General features: G+C 72.1%; 19 protein-coding genes. 6 read left to right on the top strand and 13 right to left on the bottom strand.

The features are described from left to right. The first annotated feature begins 14 nt into the window (after window positions 1–14). The 4 genes from QJ852_13165 (at window position 15) to QJ852_13150 (ending at window position 4,272) form a co-directional block, all read left to right on the top strand. Window positions 15–1,082 carry a thiolase domain-containing protein gene (locus tag QJ852_13165; GenBank protein WGX99360.1) on the top strand — a complete coding sequence of 356 codons (1,068 nt, stop codon included), beginning with the start codon at window positions 15–17 and terminating at the stop codon, window positions 1,080–1,082. After that, complete coding sequence (locus QJ852_13160) at window positions 1,082–2,245, top strand: thiolase domain-containing protein (GenBank protein ID WGX99359.1); 1,164 nt, start codon at window positions 1,082–1,084, stop codon at window positions 2,243–2,245. Before QJ852_13165 ends, QJ852_13160 begins: the two co-directional genes overlap by 1 nt. Before the next feature lie 65 nt (window positions 2,246–2,310). After that, window positions 2,311–3,078, top strand: a complete 768-nt coding sequence (gene map / locus QJ852_13155) for a type I methionyl aminopeptidase (GenBank protein ID WGX99358.1) — start codon at window positions 2,311–2,313, stop codon at window positions 3,076–3,078. 87 nt (window positions 3,079–3,165) lie between these two features. Further along, window positions 3,166–4,272: a glutamate--cysteine ligase gene (locus tag QJ852_13150; GenBank protein ID WGX99357.1), complete on the top strand. Its 1,107-nt coding sequence runs from the start codon at window positions 3,166–3,168 to the stop codon at window positions 4,270–4,272. Between the two features lie 39 nt (window positions 4,273–4,311). Here the strand turns inward: QJ852_13150 and QJ852_13145 are convergent, their stop codons facing one another. From QJ852_13145 to QJ852_13125, 5 genes are all read right to left on the bottom strand, one after another. Next, window positions 4,312–4,464, bottom strand: coding sequence for a hypothetical protein (locus tag QJ852_13145; GenBank protein ID WGX99356.1), 153 nt, complete (start codon window positions 4,462–4,464; stop codon window positions 4,312–4,314). A 101-nt stretch (window positions 4,465–4,565) separates the two neighbouring features. Further along, window positions 4,566–5,123 (bottom strand): hypothetical protein, encoded by a 558-nt coding sequence (locus QJ852_13140; protein WGX99355.1) that lies wholly within the window; start codon window positions 5,121–5,123, stop codon window positions 4,566–4,568. A gap of 85 nt (window positions 5,124–5,208) precedes the next feature. After that, the gene (locus QJ852_13135) at window positions 5,209–6,552 is read right to left on the bottom strand and encodes a HAMP domain-containing sensor histidine kinase (protein WGX99354.1); all 1,344 of its coding nucleotides are present in this window, start codon (window positions 6,550–6,552) and stop codon (window positions 5,209–5,211) included. Next, window positions 6,539–7,216, bottom strand: a complete 678-nt coding sequence (locus tag QJ852_13130; protein WGX99353.1) for a response regulator transcription factor — start codon at window positions 7,214–7,216, stop codon at window positions 6,539–6,541. The genes QJ852_13135 and QJ852_13130 overlap by 14 nt, the downstream gene beginning before the upstream one ends. Before the next feature lie 89 nt (window positions 7,217–7,305). Beyond that, window positions 7,306–8,541, bottom strand: a complete 1,236-nt coding sequence (locus QJ852_13125) for a cytochrome P450 (GenBank protein ID WGX99352.1) — start codon at window positions 8,539–8,541, stop codon at window positions 7,306–7,308. Window positions 8,542–8,699: 158 nt separating this feature from the next. Between QJ852_13125 and QJ852_13120 the strand changes: the two genes are divergently transcribed. Together QJ852_13120 and QJ852_13115 are read left to right on the top strand one after the other, a co-directional pair. Beyond that, window positions 8,700–9,863 carry a steroid 3-ketoacyl-CoA thiolase gene (locus QJ852_13120; protein ID WGX99351.1) on the top strand — a complete coding sequence of 388 codons (1,164 nt, stop codon included), beginning with the start codon at window positions 8,700–8,702 and terminating at the stop codon, window positions 9,861–9,863. An 89-nt stretch (window positions 9,864–9,952) separates the two neighbouring features. Continuing rightward, complete coding sequence (locus tag QJ852_13115) at window positions 9,953–10,486, top strand: hypothetical protein (GenBank protein ID WGX99350.1); 534 nt, start codon at window positions 9,953–9,955, stop codon at window positions 10,484–10,486. A gap of 30 nt (window positions 10,487–10,516) precedes the next feature. Here the strand turns inward: QJ852_13115 and QJ852_13110 are convergent, their stop codons facing one another. The 8 genes from QJ852_13110 to aroC all read right to left on the bottom strand — a co-directional run bounded on the left by QJ852_13110 (window position 10,517) and on the right by aroC (window position 17,747). Next, window positions 10,517–11,449 (bottom strand): hypothetical protein, encoded by a 933-nt coding sequence (locus QJ852_13110; protein WGX99349.1) that lies wholly within the window; start codon window positions 11,447–11,449, stop codon window positions 10,517–10,519. Window positions 11,450–11,782: 333 nt separating this feature from the next. Continuing rightward, window positions 11,783–13,162, bottom strand: coding sequence for an NAD(P)/FAD-dependent oxidoreductase (locus QJ852_13105; protein ID WGX99348.1), 1,380 nt, complete (start codon window positions 13,160–13,162; stop codon window positions 11,783–11,785). A gap of 181 nt (window positions 13,163–13,343) precedes the next feature. Beyond that, entirely contained in the window at window positions 13,344–13,751 is a 408-nt protein-coding gene (gene nusB, locus QJ852_13100; GenBank protein ID WGX99347.1) for a transcription antitermination factor NusB, read from the bottom strand. Between the two features lie 8 nt (window positions 13,752–13,759). Then, window positions 13,760–14,326, bottom strand: coding sequence for an elongation factor P (gene efp, locus QJ852_13095; protein ID WGX99346.1), 567 nt, complete (start codon window positions 14,324–14,326; stop codon window positions 13,760–13,762). An 82-nt stretch (window positions 14,327–14,408) separates the two neighbouring features. Beyond that, the gene (locus QJ852_13090; protein ID WGX99345.1) at window positions 14,409–14,858 is read right to left on the bottom strand and encodes a type II 3-dehydroquinate dehydratase; all 450 of its coding nucleotides are present in this window, start codon (window positions 14,856–14,858) and stop codon (window positions 14,409–14,411) included. 2 nt (window positions 14,859–14,860) lie between these two features. Then, entirely contained in the window at window positions 14,861–16,015 is a 1,155-nt protein-coding gene (gene aroB / locus QJ852_13085) for a 3-dehydroquinate synthase (protein WGX99344.1), read from the bottom strand. After that, window positions 16,012–16,494, bottom strand: a complete 483-nt coding sequence (locus QJ852_13080; GenBank protein ID WGX99462.1) for a shikimate kinase — start codon at window positions 16,492–16,494, stop codon at window positions 16,012–16,014. Before QJ852_13080 ends, aroB begins: the two co-directional genes overlap by 4 nt. Window positions 16,495–16,568: 74 nt before the next feature. Continuing rightward, window positions 16,569–17,747, bottom strand: a complete 1,179-nt coding sequence (gene aroC, locus QJ852_13075; GenBank protein ID WGX99343.1) for a chorismate synthase — start codon at window positions 17,745–17,747, stop codon at window positions 16,569–16,571. Between the last annotated feature and the right edge of the window lies 1 nt (window position 17,748).

The following is a 17,748-nucleotide window of genomic DNA, read 5'->3' as shown; positions in this document are numbered from 1 at the left end:
GGAGAGACGGACAGATGCGTGACGTCGCCGTCGTCGGGTTCGCCCAGCGACAGATGCCCCAGTTCGACGGGTCACCGACCTGCGTCGAGCTCCTGGTCCCGGTCTTCAGGGAGCTCTACGAGCAGACCGGCTGGACCCGCAAGGACGTCGGGTTCTGGTGCTCCGGCTCCTCCGACTACCTGGCCGGCCGCTCGTTCTCGTTCGTCCAGGCGGTCGATGCCATCGGCGTCATCCCGCCGGTCAACGAGTCGCACGTGGAGATGGACCTCGCGTGGGCCATGTACGAGGCGTGGATCAAGATCCAGACCGGCGAGGTCGACACCGCCCTCGTCTACGCCTTCGGCAAGAGCTCGGCCGGCGTGCTGCGCCGCACCCTCGCCCTGCAGCTCGAGCCCTACACGATGACGCCCCTGTGGCCCGACACCGTGTCCCTCGCCGGTCTCCAGGCCCGTGTCGGCATCGATGCTGGCCTGTGGGACGAGCGCGCCATGGCCGAGGTCGCCAACCGCTCGCTGACCGACGCGGAGAAGAACGAGCATGCCATCCGCAAGGGCGGCTCGTCCGTCGAGGAACTGCTCGCGCGCCCGATGTATGCCGACCCGCTGCGCAAGCACGACTGCTCCCCCGTCACCGACGGCGTGGCGGCGCTGGTGCTCGCGGCCGGCGACCGGGCTCGCGAGGTCCGCGAGCGTCCCGCCTGGCTGACCGGCATCTCCCACAACGTCGACCCGATGGGCATGGGCGTGCGGGACCTGACCAGGTGCCCGTCGGCCCGGCGGGCCGGTGCCGCGCTCGACCTGGGCGGCGTCGAGGTGGCCGAGCTGCACGCTCCGTTCAGCCACCAGGAGCTGATCCTGCGCACCGAGCTCGGGCTCGGCGACGATGTCGTCATCAATCCCTCCGGTGGCGCGCTCGCCAGCAACCCGATGTTCTCCGGCGGTGGCATCCGCGTCGGCGAGGCCGCGACGAGGATCTGGGCCGGCGAGGCCGACAAGACCCTCGCCCACGCCACCAGCGGTCCTGCCCTGCAGCAGAACCTCGTCTGCACCCTGGAAGCCTCGACCGAAGGAAGGCAGATCTGATGGGCAAGCAGCCTGCAGCGATCATCGGCGTCGGCCAGACCCACCACCGCGCGAAGCGCGAGGACGTCTCCATGGCGGGCCTGTGCCGCGAGGCCATCGACCGCGCGCTCGTCGACGCGAACCTGACGCTCGACGACATCGACGCGATCGTCGTCGGCAAGGCGCCGGACCTGTTCGAGGGCGTGATGATGCCCGAACTGTTCCTCGCCGAGGCGCTCGGCGCGGCCGGCAAGCCGCTGCTGCGCGTCCACACGGCCGGATCGGTCGGCGGCTCGACCGCCATCGTCGCGTCGTCGCTGGTCCAGGCCGGCGTCCACAGGCGGGTGCTGACGGTCGCCTACGAGAAGCAGTCGGAGTCCAACGCGATGTGGGCACTCTCGGTGCCGCTGCCGTTCAACATGCCGGTCCACGCGGGGGCCGGCGGGTACTTCGCACCGCACGTGCGCTCCTACATCCGGCGCTCCCAGGCACCCACCCATGTCGGTGCGATCGTGGCGGCCAAGGACCGCAACAACGCGCTGAAGAACCCCTACGCGCACCTCCACAACGAGGGCACGACCGTCGAGTCGGTGCTGGCGTCGCAGATGCTCTGGGACCCGATCCGGTACGACGAGACCTGTCCGTCCTCCGACGGCGCCTGCGCCCTGGTGATCGTCGACGAGGACACCGCAAAGTCCTCGCCGAACCCGGCCTGGATCCACGGCACCGTGATGCGCTCCGAGGCCACCACGGCCGCCGAGCGCGACCAGGTCAATCCCCAGGCCGGGCGCGACGCCGCGGCCGCGCTGTGGAAGCAGGCCGGCATCACCTCGCCGATCGACGAGATCGACGCGGCCGAGATCTACGTGCCGTTCTCCTGGTTCGAGCCGATGTGGCTGGAGAACCTCGGCTTCGCCGCCGAGGGCGACGGCTGGAGGCTCACCGAGGCCGGCGAGACCGCGATGACCGGCCGGATCCCGGTCAACTGCTCGGGCGGCGTGCTCTCGTCGAACCCGATCGGCGCCTCGGGGATGCTCCGCTTCGGCGAGGCCGCCCTCCAGGTCCGCGGCGCGGCCGGCGAGCACCAGGTCGACGGCGCCCGCAAGGCACTCGGCCACGCGTACGGCGGCGGCTCGCAGTTCTTCGCGATGTGGGTCGTCGGCGCGGACAGGCCGACCAACTGATCCTGCGCCTCCGGGACGCGCCCGCCGACTCACGCGAGTCGGCGGGCGCGCCGTAGTCTGGGGGTGTGATCGAGCTTCGTACCCCGACCCAGATCGAGCAGATGCGCCCCGCCGGGCGCTTCGTCGCCTCGGTGATCCAGGCCCTCTCCGAGAAGGCCGATGTCGGGGTCAACCTCCTCGAGCTCGACGAGCTCGCGCACCGGATGATCAAGGACGCCGGCGCCGAGTCCTGCTATATCGACTACCACCCGTCCTTCGGCGCCAGCCCGTTCGGCAAGGTGCTGTGCACCTCGGTCAACGACGCGGTGCTGCACGGCCTCCCTCACGACTACACCCTGCGGGACGGTGACCTGCTCTCCGTCGACTTCGCCGCCTCGGTCGACGGCTGGGTCTCCGACTCGGCGCTGTCCGTGGTCGTCGGCACGCCCGACCCGAAGGACCTGGCGCTCATCGACGTCACCCAGCGGGCCCTCGACGCCGGCATCGCGGCCGCCCGGGCGGGCAACCGTCTCGGTGACATCTCGTTCGCCATCGGCAGCGTCGCCCACGAGGCGGGCCTCAAGGTCAACCTGCAGTTCGGCGGTCACGGCGTCGGCCGGACCATGCACGGTGAGCCGCACGTCGCCAACGACGGCAGGGCAGGGCGCGGCATCAAGCTGCGGCCCGGTCTGGTCATCGCGATCGAGCCGTGGTTCCTGCACACGACCGACGAGATCGTGTTCGACCCCGACGGCTGGACCATCCGCAGCGCCGACGGCTCCCGCGGCGCCCACACCGAGCACACCGTGGCCATCACCTCGGGCGACCCGCTCGTCCTCACCGCCCGGGACTGACCGACCGCTCGCGCCCCGTCCCGGCGGCGGCTGGTAAGGGGCGCCGGGGGTACTGCCCCGTCACCAGCGACGTGACGGCGGGGTGCGATGGAGCAGCGGACCATGGGCGTCGAGGAGGAGCTGATCCTCGTCGACCCGGAGACCCGGGTGGCGGCGCCGCGTGCGGAACAGGTGCTGCGGTACGCCGCAGAGTCGGGCGGGGACGGCGGGGACCCTGCCGAGGAGCTGGACCACGAGCTCTTCGCCCACCAGCTGGAGACGCGGACCCCGCCCGTGACCGACGCCGGCGCGCTGCGCGCGCATCTGGTGCGACTGCGTCGACGGGCGGCGCGCGCTGCCGAACAGGCCGGCGTCCTGACCGCCGCCTCCGGCGCTGTCCCGCTGCCGGGTGGGCCGCCCCGGACGACCCGGGACGACCGGTACCTCGCCATGGTCGAGACCTACGGCGAGGTGGCTCGCCCGGGCGGCACCTGCGGCCAGCATGTGCACGTGGCCATCGAGGACGACGAGAGTGGGATCCGGGCGATCGACGCGATCACGCCCTGGCTGCCCGTGCTGCTCGCGATCAGCGCGAACTCGCCCTACTACCACGGCCGCGACACGCACTACGCCTCCTGGCGGTCGCAGGCCTGGGCGCAGTGGCCGAGCGCCGGTCCGACCGAGGCGTTCGGGTCGGCCACCGCCTATCACGCGCTGAGCCGGCAGCTGGTCGCGTCGGGCGCCGCCATGGACCCGGGCATGCTCTACTTCGACGCACGACTCTCCGCGCACCAGCCGACCCTCGAGGTGCGTATCGCCGACGTGTGCACCGACCCGGACGACGCGACGCTTCTGGCGGTCCTGGTGCGCGCACTGGTGTGCAGCGAACTCGACGGTGGCGGTCTGACCACCGGGACCTGGCGGGCCGAGCTGCTGCGAGCGGCGCGGTGGCGGGCAGCACGGTACGGACTGACCGACCGCCTGCTGGACCCGCCCAGCGGCGCCCTGGCGCCCGCCCGCGCCGTACTCGAGCGACTCCTGGACCACACCCGCGTGCAACTCGAGGTCAGCGGCGATCTCGATCTCGTCCGGGCCGCCCTCCCCCGGGTCCTGGCGGCCGGCGGCGCGAGCCGCCAGCGCGCGGCCTACGAGCGCAGCGGCGCCAGCCTGCCGGCGGTCGTCGACGACCTGGTGCGGCGGACCAACGCACCCTGAGCGCGGCGCCCGCCCGGGCCGGCTCAGGCGATCAGTGGGTCAGTGGGTCAGGCCCCAGATGAACCCGAAGGCGCCGCAGGCGACGCCCAGGCCCACGATCAGCCACAGCGAGATCCACGCGAGGGAGTGCATCCCGTGCTGGTAGTGGTTCTCCGAGAACCCGGGGAACTGGTCGGCGTTGACGTCGCTCATCGCAACCTCCTGAATGTCGGCCTGCCTTCACCGCGAACGCTACTGCACCCGGCCCGCCGGAGGGAGCATGCCTCCGCCCCGATCCGGCCCCCGGGCCCCGCTCAGTTGTCCGCGACCTTGGTGACCACGGCGAAGGCGGCGTCGAGGTCGACGTCCCACTCCACGCCCGCAGTGTCGCGCACCTCGGCCTCATAGGCGACGCCCGGGTCGTCGCTGGGGTCGACGTCGAGCACGGTGCCACCGCCGACGGCCGCCAGTGCCGCCTGCTCGGCGGAGGCCCGCTCCGCGTCGCTGAGGACCCGGTCGTCGGCGTCGACGCCGGTGTCGTCGTCCAGATCGTCGTCCCTGTCGTCGTCCCTGTCGTCGTCGCGGTCCTGGGCCACGACCCGGAGGTCACGGTCCAAGGTGACGTCGATCTCGGTGCCGTCGGCGAGACGGACCTCGACCTCGTAGGCCTCACCCGGATCGTCGCTCTCCTCGACGTCGACGGCCTCGCCGCCCCCCGCCACCTCGACGGCCGCCGCGGCGACCCGGTCACGCTCGTCGCCGGAGACGTCGTCGGCCGACGCGGCCCAGAAGACGCCACCGGCGCCGACCACCGCGACCGCGGCGAGGGTGGGGAGGATGACGCGCTTGCGGCGCAGGGTGCTGATGTTCATGGGAGCTGCCTCTCGTTCGGATCGTTGTCGGTCCGAGCCTGCCCGCAGGTCGCTGAATGTCCCCTGAAGGCACCTGAAGATCCGTTCAGGCGGGCAGCCGTACGTCGAACCGGGCGCCGCCGAGCGCGCTGGGCCCGAGCGCGACCGAGCCGCCGTGGGCGGTGACCACCTCGCGCACGATGGCCAGGCCGAGGCCGCTGCCGCCGGCGTCGCGGGCCCGGGCGTCGTCGAGCCGCACGAACCGCTCGAAGACCCGGTCGCGGTCACGCTCGGGGACCCCGGTGCCGTCGTCCTCGACGGTGAGGACCACGGCGCCGTCCGCCGCCCCCAGCGAGAGGCGGACGCCGCGACGGGCGTGCCGGGCCGCGTTGTCGACGAGGTTGCGCACCACCTGCGCGAGGGCGACGGCGTCACCGTGGACCCGTCCCGCGCCGACGTCCCGGGTGTCGATGGTGAGACCGGAGCGGATCACCCGGCGCGCGTCGGCGAGGACCAGGTCGTCCAGATCGACCTCGGCCCACGGCGCCCGGCCCCGGGCATCACCGGCCCGGGCGAGGACGAGGAGCTGGTCGACGAGGGACTGCATCCGCAGCACCTCCTCGTGGACCGTGGCGGCGAGCTCGCCGTCCGGCAACGCGCCAGGATGGGCACGGGCGACCTCCGCCGCCTGCCGGATGCTCGCGAGCGGCGAGCGCAGCTCATGGGAGGCGTCGGCGACGAACTCCTCCTGGCGGTCGCGGGCGCCCTGCAGGCGGACCAGCATCTGGTTCATGGTGCGGGCCAGGCGGCCGACCTCGTCACGGACCGGGGGCTCGGGCACCCGGCGGTCCAGGCTCGAGCCGCTGATCCGCTCGACCTCCGCGCGGATCCGCTCGACCGGCCGCAGCGCCCGGGACACGACCAACCACGTGGTCGCACCCACGACGAGCAGCAGCAGGGGCGCCCCCAGCAGCAGCGGGGCGGCGAGCGCGGCGGTGGTCTCGTCGACGTCCTCCAGCGAGACGGCGGCGGTCACGACGGACCCGTCCTCGGTGTCGTCGCTGGCGACCGCATAGCGGTGCTCTGCCCCGGGCAGCTCGACGGTGTCGTCGTCCCCGTCGGGGATCCGCCCGCGCAGCGAGGGATCCGCGGCGAGGAGCTGACTGTCCGGACCGACCACCTGCCATACGACGTCCTCCGGCTCGTCGTCGGTCTCGTCGTCGGTCTCGTCGTCGGGGGCCGCATGCGGGGGCCCGCTCGCCTCGACCTGCGCGACGAGGTCCGCGACCCGCTGCTCGGCGGTCGTCTCCGCGGCGTCGCGCAGCGACCCGCGCACGGTCAGGACCAGCGCGGCGACACCGACGACGAGGGCCACGGCGACCACCAGGACAGCGGCGAGCGTGGTGCGCAGCCGCACCGAGCCGGCGGCGCGCATGTCAGCCCCCGTCACCGGAGAGGCGGTAGCCGGCACCGCGGACGGTCTCGATGGCCTGCCGCCCGAACGGACGGTCGACCTTGTTGCGCAGGTGCCGGACGTAGACCTCGACGATATTCGGGTCGCCGTCGAAGTCGCCGTCCCAGACCGCGTCCAGGATCTGGCGCTTGGACACGACGTCGCCCTTGTGCCGGGCGAGGAAGGCCAGGACGGCGAACTCCCGCGCGGTCAGGCCGACCTCGACGTCGCCGCGGTGGACGCGCCGGGCGGCTGGGTCGATGGTCAGGTCGCCGACCTCCAGGGCCGTCGGGCGCTCCCGGGCGCCACGGCGGGCGACGGCCCGCAGCCGCGCGACCAGCACCGGGAACGAGAAGGGCTTGGTGAGGTAGTCGTCGGCACCGGTGTCGAGTCCCTCGACCTGGTCCCACTCGCCGTCCTTGGCGGTGAGCATGAGGATCGGCGTCCAGTTGCCCTCGCGGCGCAGCGTCTCGCACACCTTGTAGCCGTTGATGCCGGGCAGCATCAGGTCGAGCACGATCGCGTCGTACTCGTTCTCCCGCGCCAGCCACAGGCCGTCGGTGCCGTCATGGGCCACGTCGACCGCGAAGCCCTCGGCGCCGAGGCCGATCTCGAGGGTGCGGGCCAGCCGACGCTCGTCGTCGACGACCAGGACACGCATGCGACCTCCGGGAAATGCAGTCAGGGTGGCTCCCCGAGCCTAGTGTCACGGAGCCACCCTGAATCTGCGCTGAACAGCGCGCCCGCGGGTCAGACGTAGTTGACCTGCATCTCCTTGATGGCGTTGAGCCATCCCGACCGCAACCGGCGCGGCTCCGCGGCGAGGGAGATGTTCGGCGCCAGGTCGGCGAGGGCGTTGAAGATCAGGTTGATCTGCAGGCGGGCCAGGTTGGCGCCGAGGCAGTAGTGCGCGCCGTGCCCGCCGAAGGCGACGTGCGGGTTGTTCTCCCGCAGGATGTCGAACTTGAACGGGTCCTCGAACACCTCCTCGTCGAAGTTCGCCGACGCGTAGAAGATGCCGACCCGGTCGCCCTTCTTGATCGCCTGGCCGGCCAGCTCGGTGTCCTTCTTGGCGGTGCGCTGGAACACGGTGACCGGCGTCGCCCAGCGGACGATCTCGTCGATGGCGGTCTCCGGCCGGTCCTTCTTCCACAGCTCCCACTGGTCGGGGTTCTCGAAGAAGGCGTGCATGCCGTGCGTGGTCGCGTTGCGGGTGGTCTCGTTGCCCGCGACGGTCAGCAGGATCACGAAGAAGCCGAACTCGTCGTTGGTGAGTGCTCCGTGGTCGTCGTCGAGCCCGACGCTGATCAGCTTGGTGACGATGTCGTCCTGCGGGTTGGCGCGCCGCTCGTTGGCCAGCTGGTCGAAGTAGACGAGGATCTCCATGGACGCGACCGCCGGGTCCGCGCCGATGTCGGGGTCGTCGTACCCCATCATCTGGTTGGACCACTCGAAGAGCTTCTTGCGGTCCTCCTGCGGGACGCCGAGGAAGTCGGCGATCGCCTGGAGCGGCAGCTCGGAGGCGACCTCCTCCACGAAGTCGCCGCTGCCCTTCGCGACGGCCTGCTCGACGATCTCGTACGCGCGGTCCTGGAGGGCCTGCTTGAGCGAGGCGATGACCCGGGGGGTGAATCCGCGCGAGACGATCCCGCGCATCTTGGTGTGGTCCGGCGGGTCATGGTGGATCAGCATCGCCCGCTGGACCTCGACCTGGTCCCGCGTCATGTCCGGCGCGAAGCGGATGATGACGCCGTTCTCCATCGCCGACCAGTTCTCGTTGTCCTTGGAGACCTGGCGCACCTCGGCGTGCCGGGTGCAGGCCCAGTAGCCGGTGTCGAGGAAGCCGGCGCGCGCCTCCGGGACCTGCTCGATCCAGCGGATCGGCTCACTCGCGCGCAGCGCGCGGAACTGCTCGTGGGGTACGGCGACTTCGTTGATGTCGGGATCGGTGGGATCCCAATCCGTCGGGATGAGGAGCTCGGTCACACCACGAACCTTTCGCTACGGGACAGCCGGGGGATGGAACACGTTCTAGAGCCACCGTACAAAGCATCGCGTCAATACGAAAGGGTTTCGTGAGATTGACTTCCGGCGTGGCACAGGTCTCACTAGAACGTGTTCTAGTGAGATGTTACGGTGCGAGCATGGGCAACCCCGTGATCGTCGAAGCAGTCCGCACCCCGTTGGGCAAGCGCAAGGGCTGGCTCGCCGGCCTGCACCCGGCCCAGACCCTCGGCTTCATCCAGGCCGAGGTCCTCCGCCGCGCCGGCGTCGACCCCGCCCTCGTCGAGCAGGTCATCGGCGGCTGCGTCACCCAGGCGGGCGAGCAGTCCAACGACGCCGTACGCCGGGCGTGGCTCTACGCCGGACTCCCCCAGGCGACCGCCGGCACCGCCCTCGACGCGCAGTGCGGCTCCGGCCAGCAGGCGGCCCACCTGGTCAACGACATGGTCGCGGCCGGCACCATCGACGTCGGCATCGCCTGCGGCGTCGAGATGATGTCGCGCATCCCCCTCGGCGCGAACGTGCCGCCCGGGCTCGGCGACCCGCGCCCCGCCGACTGGTCCATCGACATGCCGAACCAGTTCGAGGCGGCCGATCGGATCGCCCGGCACCGCGGCATCACCCGCGCGGACCTCGAGGCACTCGGTCTGGCCTCCCAGGCCAAGGCCAAGATCGCGGTCGAGGAGGGACGGTTCAAGCGCGAGATCGCCGCGATCGAGGCGCCCGTGCTCGCCGACTCCGGCGAGCCGACCGGCGAGACCCGCGTCGTCGACACCGACCAGGGCCTGCGCGAGACCACCGCCGAGGGCCTCGCCGGCCTGCGCTCCGTGCTCGAGGGCGGTCTGCACACGGCCGGCACCTCGTCGCAGATCTCCGACGGCGCCGCCGCGGTCCTCATCATGGACGAGGACCGCGCGAAGGCGCTCGGCCTCAAGCCCCGGGCCCGGATCGTCGCGCAGTGCCTCGTCGGGTCCGACCCCTACTTCCACCTCGACGGCCCGATCGACGCCACCCGGCGACTGCTCGACAAGACCGGCATGGAGATCGGCGACTTCGACCTGTTCGAGGTCAACGAGGCGTTCGCCTCCGTCGTCCTGTCCTGGGCCGGCGTGCACGGCGTCGACCTCGACAAGGTCAACGTCAACGGCGGTGCCATCGCGCTGGGCCACCCGGTCGGCGCCACCGGCGTCCGCCTGATCACCACCGCCCTGCACGAGCTCGAGCGCCGCGACGCCTCGACCGCCCTCATCTCGATGTGCGCCGGCGGTGCGATGGCGACGGGCACGATCATCGAGCGGATCTGACCCGGCACCCGGCGGCGCCGCCCGGCGGCGGGCAGATGTTGGGGTCCGACCCTGACGTGAGGACCGCAGCCGGCTCCTAGCGTGAGCGCATGTTCCGATTCAGGCCCGGATTGTTCGGCGGCATCGTCGCCGTGCTCGCGCTCGTGGTGGCGATGTCCGGCGGCGCGTACGCCGCGGGGAAGATCACCGGGAAGCAGATCGCGAAGAACGCGATCAGCAGCAAGCACCTCAAGGACGGCCAGGTCACCGCCGCCGACCTGTCCGCCGACGCGAAGGCCGCCGCGGCCGGACCGGCCGGCCCCCGCGGTGCGGCCGGCGCCCCCGGCGCGCCCGGGATCAGCGGCTACGAGATCGTGACCGGCACCAGCGCCGAGTCCACCGGCGCCGGCGACTGGGTCGACCTGGTCGTGAACTGCCCGCCGGGCAAGAAGGTGCTGACCCACGGCGCCACCTGGACCAAGCTCGACCCGTCGGACGTCAAGGGCGTCTCGGTCTACTACAACTCGATCGCCCAGGCCCGCCTCGCCGCCGATGGAGGCAGCGTGACGTTCTACGGGTACGCCGAGTCGATGCCGGACGGCTGGGGGATGATCGGCCAGCTCGCCTGCGGGTTCGTGGCGTAGGGAAGGGTCTCCACGGCGGGCGACGGTCGGCTACAGCGCCGCCGCCATCGCCGCACACGCCCGCAGCCAGGATCGGCGAGTCTCGACGGACAACTCGGCGTAGGGCACGACCGAACCCGACACCAGCGCCGCGTCGTACGGGACCCGGTAGACGCCGCGGGTGCGCTGCTCGTAGACTTGGACCAGGTCCCGGGCCAGCGCCTCGTCGACCTTCGGGCTCGGGTCCGACAACACCGTGATCGTCTTGTACTTCAGGTTCTCGTGCCCCGCGTCCTGGAGCGCGTCCAGCATCCACAGGCCGCTGTAGCCGGTGTCCTCGCGCACCGTGCTGGTGACGACGAGCAGGTCGGCGGCCTCCGCGGCGGCGAGCCAGTTCTCAGCTCTCAGGTTGTTGCCGGTGTCGATCAGCAGGATCCGGTAGAACCGCTCGAGGAGCTGGTGGACCTCGGCGAAGTCGGCGGCGTGGATGATGCCGGTGACATCGGGCCGCTCATCGGAGGCGAGGACGTCGAAGTGCGCGTCGCCCTGCGAGCGGACGAAGGCACCGAGGTCGCCGATCCGGGACTGGTAGACGTCCTTGAACCGGCCGAGGTCGTCGAGAAGCTCGCGGGTGGTGTTGCGGTGGGTGCTGCGCGCACCGCGGATCCCCAAGGTCCCGCGGGTCTCGTTGTTGTCCCAGCCGATCACGCCGCCGCCCCGCACGGTGCCGAACGTGTACCCGGCGGCCAGCACGCCGGTGGTCTTCGCCGCGCCGCCCTTCGGGTTGACGAACGCGATGGTCCGCGGGCCGTCGAAGTCCTTCTGGATCGCTGCCCGGTCGGCCTCGTAGGCACGCTCCTTGGGCCCCATCGCGGGCGACACCAGGCCACCGCTCCAGCGGCGTACCCGCCCCCGCCAGCCCCAGGTCGCCGCGCCGAGCGCCAACTCCTGGTCGCGCCGGTCGAGGAAGTCGGTTGCGGTCATGAATCGCCGCGGCTCGGCCGACGGCGATGTGGGAGCGGGTGCGCTCGGGGGTGCACCCGCCGCGCCGGGCGGTGGACTGCCGGGCGGTGGACTGCTGGGCGGTGGACTGCTCGGCGGTGGACCGACCGGTGCGGGGGCGCCGGCATGCAGGCCGCGGACCGCCGTGTGCTCGTCGGCCGGTGGCGCCGGGGCCGGATCCGCCGGCGGCGGGGAGGCCGGGCGCTCGCCGAGCGGGGCGGTGAGCGGATCGAACAACGGGTCGGTCGACGAATGACGCACGTGTACCTCCGAGATAGGCAGCGCTCGCCCGCCAACCTACCCCGCCCCGCGGGATCAGGACACGTCCGACAGCGCCGTCTCGATCGCCCGGTGGAAGGTGGGGTAGGCGAAGTGCATCCCCCGCAGCGTGGCGAGCGGGACCTCGGCGTGCACAGCGGTCACGAGCATCCCGACGATCTCGCCGCCGGCGGGCCCGACGGCCGTCGCTCCCACCAGGACATCGCGGTCCAGGTCGGCCACGACCTTGATCAGGCCGTCGTTCCCGGCCTTGTGCAGCCAGCCCCGGCTCGACTCCGGCAGCGGCGCCGTACCGATGCCGACGCGGAGGCCCGCGGCGCGGGCCTGCTCCTCGGTCAGCCCGACCGAGCCGACCTCGGGATCGGTGAAGGTCGCCCGGGACACCGCGCGGTAGTCGGCCCACGGCCCGTCCTCGCCGATGAGGTCGCGGACCGCCACGCTTGCCTGATACATCGACATATGGGTGAAGGCGCCCTTGCCGGTGATGTCGCCGATCGCCCACAGACCCTCGGCGCCGACCACCCGCATCCGCTCGTCGACGTCGATCGCGCGGATCCCGGGATCCAGGCCGAGCGTGTCGAGCCCGATATCCCCGAGGTTGGTACGCCGCCCGGCGGCCACCAGCAGCGCCTGGGCGTCCAGCGCGGTGCCGTCGGCGAGGCCGATGCGGAAGGCGCCGTCATGGGCGACCGAACCGATGCCGACGCCCGCCCGGACGGCGATGCCCTCGGCCGCGAGGGCCTTCGCCACCACCGCACTCGCCTCCGGCTCCTCCGGCCCCAGGATCCGCTCCCCCGCCTCCACGACCGTGACCTCGACCCCGAAGCGGGCGAACGCCTGCGCCAGCTCGCACCCGATGGCGCCGCCGCCGAGCACCGCCAGGCTGCTGGGCAGCTCGCGGAGCCGGACGGCGTCCCGGTTGGTCCAGTACGGCGTGCCGGCCAGGCCCTCGACCGGCGGGACCGCGGGCTCGGTGCCGGTGTTGAGCACCACGCCCCGGCGCACGACGACCTCCTGGTCGCCCGTCTCGGTGGCGATCACGACCCGCCCCGACCCGGCCAGCCGGCCGTGCCCGCGGACGAACCGCGCGCCCGCCCGCTCCAGCCGCTCGACCGCGACCGCGTCGTCCCAGTCGTCGGTGGCCTCGTCGCGGATCCGGTCGGCCACCGTGGTCCAGTCCGCGTGCACCTCGGCGGTACCGCCCAGGACCGGCACCCGCCGGGCCTCGGCGAGCGCGTCGGCGGCGCGGATCATCATCTTCGACGGGATGCAGCCGAAGTAGGGACACTCGCCGCCGACGAGGCGGCGGTCTACCCCGACCACGGACAGCCCCGCCCGGGCGAGCGACGCGGCGAGGTGCTCACCGCCCGGCCCGAGTCCGATCACGACGACGTCGGCTTCCCGCTGGCCTGTCATGGCGCCACAGTGGCACAGCCGGCAAGGACGGGCCAAGGGGCGCGGACGGAGGCCGCGACGTCGCCGGGCGGTCGTCGAGAGGTCGTCGGGAGGTCGGCGGGAGGTCGGCGATTGGGCACAGACCGCATGCCCGAGGCCCGAATTGTTGCGGTTTGGTCCCCAACCGCGCCAGGTCAGGTGGTCAGACCAGTGTCGCCTTCTTGCGCTGGATCGCCCCGAGCACCCCGTTCACGAACGCCGGCGAGTCGTCGGTCGACAACTCGCGGACCAGGCCCATCGCCTCGGTGACGGCGACGGTGTCGGGGACATCGTCGGCCCACAGCAGCTCCCAGACGCCGATCCGGAGCACATTGCGGTCGACGGCGGGCATCCGGGCCAGGCTCCAGTCGGTGGAGAACTCCTCGAGCACCTCGTCGATCCGGGCGCGCCGCTCGCTCACGCCGCGCACGATCACGGCGGTGTAGGGGTTCGCCGGGGCCTCGCCCTCGGCGGAGACCCGCTCCAGCGCCTCGGCGCCCGTCTCGCCGCGCAGGTCGGCGGCGTAGAGGACGTCGAGGGCTCGCTTGCGGGCCTTGGTCCGGGCTCCCACGAGGTGGATCAGCCCTTCACACGGGAGAGGTACGAGCCGCCCTCGCGGGTGTCGACCTTGATCTTCTCGCCCTGCTCGATGAACAGCGGGACCTGGATCTCGGCGCCGGTCTCGAGCGTGGCCGGCTTGGTGCGACCGGTGGCGGAGTCGCCGACGACACCGGGCTCGGTGTAGGAGACGACCAGCTCGACCGAGGCGGGCATCTCGATGAAGAGGACGCGGCCCTCGTTCGTGGCCAGGATGACGTCCTGGTTCTCCAGGAGGAAGCCGGCGGCGTCGCCGACGATCGCCGGGTCGACCTCGACCTGGTCGTAGTCCTGGACGTCCATGAAGACGAAGTTGGTGCCGTCGTTGTAGAGGTACTGGAACGAGCGGCGGTCGACCGTGGCGGTCTCGACCTTGGTGCCGGCGTTGAAGGTCTTGTCGACGTTCTTGCCGGACTCGACGTGCTTGAGCTTGGTGCGGACGAACGCGGGACCCTTGCCCGGCTTCACGTGCTGGAACTCCACCACCTGCCAGAGCTGGCCCTCCAGGTTGAGAACCATGCCGTTCTTGAGGTCGTTCGTCGTTGCCATGCGTCAGCCTTCTCTGGAGGTGTCAAGATCGGGTGGCCGCAGCGCCACCTCAGACGGGGCGCACCGGGGCCAGCGGGAGAGTCTAGTGCGCGCCGCGGGCTGCGATGAATTCGAGCGCCTGCCGGTACCCGTCGATGCCCTGGCCCTCGATCACCTTCGCCGCGTGTGGCGTGACCACCGAGGTGTGCCGGAACTGCTCCGGGCGCTTCGACGGCGCGCTGATGTGGACCTCGACGAGGGGTGCGGTGAGCTGGGCGCAGGCGTCGTAGAGCGCGTACGAGTAGTGGGTCCAGGCACCGGCGTTCAGCACGACCGGCCAGGCGCGGTCGGCCGCGTCGTTGAGCCAGTCGAGCAGCTGACCCTCGTGGTTGGTCTGGGAGAAGTGGATCTTGAGGCCGAACTCCCTGCCCCACGCCGGCATCAGGCGGTCCTGCAGGTCGAGGTGGGTGGTGCTGCCGTAGATCTCAGGCTGCCGCCGGCCCAGACGGCCGAGGTTGGGCCCGTTGAGGACGTAGACATCCGGCTTCCCCATGGTCAGGATCCTGCCCGACCCGACAGCGCCGTGTACGCCGCGCGCAGATCCGTTTCGGACGGCCCGGCCAGCACGACGGGACGGGCCAGGTCCTCCAGGACGACGAACCGGAGCTGGTTGCCGCGAGCCTTCTTGTCGACCCGCATCGCGGCGAGCAGGGTGTCGAAGTCGACGCCCGACCAGCCCGACAGCGAGGTGGGCAGTCCGACCCGGTCGAACGCCGCGCGATGACGCGCGACCAGCTCGGGCGACAGCCCTCCGGCGCGTGCGGCCAGCTCGGCGACGTACACGCAACCCACCGCGACGGCCTCACCGTGGCGGACGGAGTAGTCAGTGGCCTTCTCGATGGCGTGGGCCAGGGTGTGGCCGTAGTTGAGCACCTCACGGCCGGGGTGCCCGTCGGCTCCCCCGGTCTCCTTGAGGTCACCGGCGACGACGTCGGCCTTCACCCGGATCGCCCGCTCCACCAGCTCCCGCAGCACGGGCGAGTCCGCCGTGAGCGCGGCCGGCTCCGCTGTCTCGACGAGCTCGAGGATCCGCGGGTCGGCGATGAATCCACACTTCACGACCTCTCCGAGCCCGGCGACGATCTCGGCCCGGGGCAGGGTGGCGAGCAGTGCGAGGTCGCACAGGACGCCGGCCGGCTCGTGGAAGGAGCCGACCAGGTTCTTGCCGGCAGGGGTGTTGATGCCGGTCTTGCCCCCGACCGCCGCGTCGACCATCGCGAGGACGGTGGTCGGGATGTGGACGACCGCGACTCCCCGCAGCCAGGTGGCGGCCACGAAGCCGCCGAGGTCGGTGGTCGCGCCGCCACCGAGAGTCACGACGGCGTCGGAACGGGTGAACCCCTCCTCACCGAGCGACTCCCAGCAGGCCGCGGCGACCTCCCAGTTCTTCGCCTCCTCGCCGTCGGGGACCTGCAGCACGATGACGTCGAGGCCCTCCAGCAGGTCCGCGAACGGCTCGAGCAGGTCCTCCAACGACTCCGGCGTGATGATCGCGACGCGCTGCACGCCGGCCGGCAGCAGCCCGCGGAGGCGGTCGAGCACGCCGTGACCGACCACGACGTCGTACGGCGCCGCGGTGGCCACCCGCAGTACGGTGCTGTCTACGGTGCTGACTGCGGTGCTGTCGGCGCTGTCGTTCGGTGCGCTCATGCGCGGTCTCCCTCGAGGGCGGTGACGATCTCGGCGGCGATGGCCGCAGGCTCGCGGCCGTCGGTCTCGACGGTGATCCGGGCGAGGCTCTCATAGACCGGGGTGCGCTCGTCGAGGAGCTGCTTGACCCGCGCCCGCACGTTGCCGAGCAGCAGTGGGCGACCGGTGCCGAGGCCGACCCGCTTGACGGCGTCGGCCAGGCCGACCCGGAGGAACACGACCGGGTGGGGCGCGAGCAGTGCCCGCGTCGCCGGGTCCAGGACGGCTCCGCCGCCCAGGGACAGCACGCCGTCGTGCTCGCCGAGCGCGCGGGCGACGGTGGCGTGCTCGAGCGCGCGGAAGGCCGTCTCGCCGTCCTCGACGAAGATGTCCTGGACCGATTTGCCCGCCTGCTCCTCGACGAGCTCGTCGCTGTCGGCGAACCCGACGCCGAGCGCGGCCGCGACCCGCCGGCCCACGGTCGTCTTCCCGGCGCCCATGGTGCCGATCAGGACGCACACCGGAGCTCGGCCCCCGTGGTCCCCCGCTGGTGGCTCGGCTCGAGGGGTGTCGCTCACTTGAACCGGAGCGTGTCGAGGTACGACTGCACGTTGCGCCGGGTCTCCTGGACGGAGTCGCCGCCGAACTTCTCCAGCACGGCCTGGGCCAGGACGAGCGCGACCATCGCCTCGGCAACGATGCCGGCCGCCGGCACGGCGCACACGTCGGAGCGCTGGTGGTGGGCGACGGCCTCCTCGCCGGTGGCCAGGTCGACGGTGCGCAACGCCCGCGGAACCGTGGCGATCGGCTTCATCGCGGCGCGCACCCGCAGGATCTCGCCGGTGGTCATCCCGCCCTCGGTGCCGCCGGAGCGGCCCGAGACCCGGCGCAGGCCGTCCTCGGTCGGGACGATCTCGTCGTGCGCGAGTGAGCCGGGCGTGGCGGCCAGCTCGAAGCCGTCGCCGACCTCGACGCCCTTGATCGCCTGGATGCCCATCAGCGCGCCGGCCAGGCGCGCGTCGAGGCGCCGGTCCCAGTGCACGTGGGAGCCGAGGCCCGGCGGCAGGCCGTGGACGACGACCTCGACGACGCCGCCGAGGGTGTCGCCGTCCTTGTGGGCCTGGTCGATCCGCTCGACCATGAGCTTCGAGCCGTCGGCGTCGAGGCAGCGCACCGGGTCGGCGTCGAGGCGCTCGACGTCGTCCGGGGCCGGCAGCTCGGCCGACGGAGTGCGCACGCCGCCGATCTCGAGCACGTGGCTCACGATCCGGGCACCGGTCGCCTGTTCGACGAAGTTGCTCGCGACGCGGCCCAGGGCGACCCGCGCGGCGGTCTCGCGCGCGGAGGCGCGTTCGAGGATCGGGCGGGCGTCGGCGAAGTCGTACTTCTGCATGCCCGCGAGGTCGGCGTGGCCCGGGCGCGGACGGGTCAGCGCGGCGTTGCGGGCCTGGCTCTCGAGGATCGCGGGGTCGACCGGGTCGGCCGACATCACCGTCTCCCACTTGGGCCACTCGGTGTTGCCGACCTGGATCGCGACCGGCCCACCCTGCGTACGCCCGTGCCGGACGCCGCCGGTGATGGTGACCTCGTCGGCCTCGAACTTCATCCGGGCGCCCCGGCCGTAGCCGAGGCGACGACGGGCGAGCGAGTCGGAGATGTCGTCGGTCGTGACCTCGACGTGGGCCGGCAGGCCCTCGAGGATCGCGACCAGGGAGGGGCCGTGGGACTCCCCCGCAGTCAGCCAGCGCAACATG

It is taken from the genome of Nocardioides sp. L-11A, assembly GCA_029961745.1.
Taxonomy (GTDB): Bacteria; Actinomycetota; Actinomycetes; order Propionibacteriales; family Nocardioidaceae; genus Nocardioides.
Note: the sequence above shows the minus strand (reverse complement) of the source record. Positions and strands in the feature narration are given on the sequence as shown.

Coding starts and splice junctions, on each gene's coding strand:
- QJ852_13165 (WGX99360.1), top strand. CDS start 15: ATGCGTGACGTCGCCGTCGTCGGGTTCGCCCAGCGACAGATGCCCCAG.
- QJ852_13160 (WGX99359.1), top strand. CDS start 1,082: ATGGGCAAGCAGCCTGCAGCGATCATCGGCGTCGGCCAGACCCACCAC.
- QJ852_13150 (WGX99357.1), top strand. CDS start 3,166: ATGGAGCAGCGGACCATGGGCGTCGAGGAGGAGCTGATCCTCGTCGAC.
- QJ852_13145 (WGX99356.1), bottom strand. CDS start 4,464: ATGAGCGACGTCAACGCCGACCAGTTCCCCGGGTTCTCGGAGAACCAC.
- QJ852_13140 (WGX99355.1), bottom strand. CDS start 5,123: ATGAACATCAGCACCCTGCGCCGCAAGCGCGTCATCCTCCCCACCCTC.
- QJ852_13130 (WGX99353.1), bottom strand. CDS start 7,216: ATGCGTGTCCTGGTCGTCGACGACGAGCGTCGGCTGGCCCGCACCCTC.
- QJ852_13120 (WGX99351.1), top strand. CDS start 8,700: ATGGGCAACCCCGTGATCGTCGAAGCAGTCCGCACCCCGTTGGGCAAG.
- QJ852_13115 (WGX99350.1), top strand. CDS start 9,953: ATGTTCCGATTCAGGCCCGGATTGTTCGGCGGCATCGTCGCCGTGCTC.
- QJ852_13110 (WGX99349.1), bottom strand. CDS start 11,449: ATGACCGCAACCGACTTCCTCGACCGGCGCGACCAGGAGTTGGCGCTC.
- QJ852_13105 (WGX99348.1), bottom strand. CDS start 13,162: ATGACAGGCCAGCGGGAAGCCGACGTCGTCGTGATCGGACTCGGGCCG.
- efp (WGX99346.1), bottom strand. CDS start 14,326: ATGGCAACGACGAACGACCTCAAGAACGGCATGGTTCTCAACCTGGAG.
- QJ852_13090 (WGX99345.1), bottom strand. CDS start 14,858: ATGGGGAAGCCGGATGTCTACGTCCTCAACGGGCCCAACCTCGGCCGT.
- aroB (WGX99344.1), bottom strand. CDS start 16,015: ATGAGCGCACCGAACGACAGCGCCGACAGCACCGCAGTCAGCACCGTA.
- QJ852_13080 (WGX99462.1), bottom strand. CDS start 16,494: ATGGGCGCCGGGAAGACGACCGTGGGCCGGCGGGTCGCGGCCGCGCTC.
- aroC (WGX99343.1), bottom strand. CDS start 17,747: ATGTTGCGCTGGCTGACTGCGGGGGAGTCCCACGGCCCCTCCCTGGTC.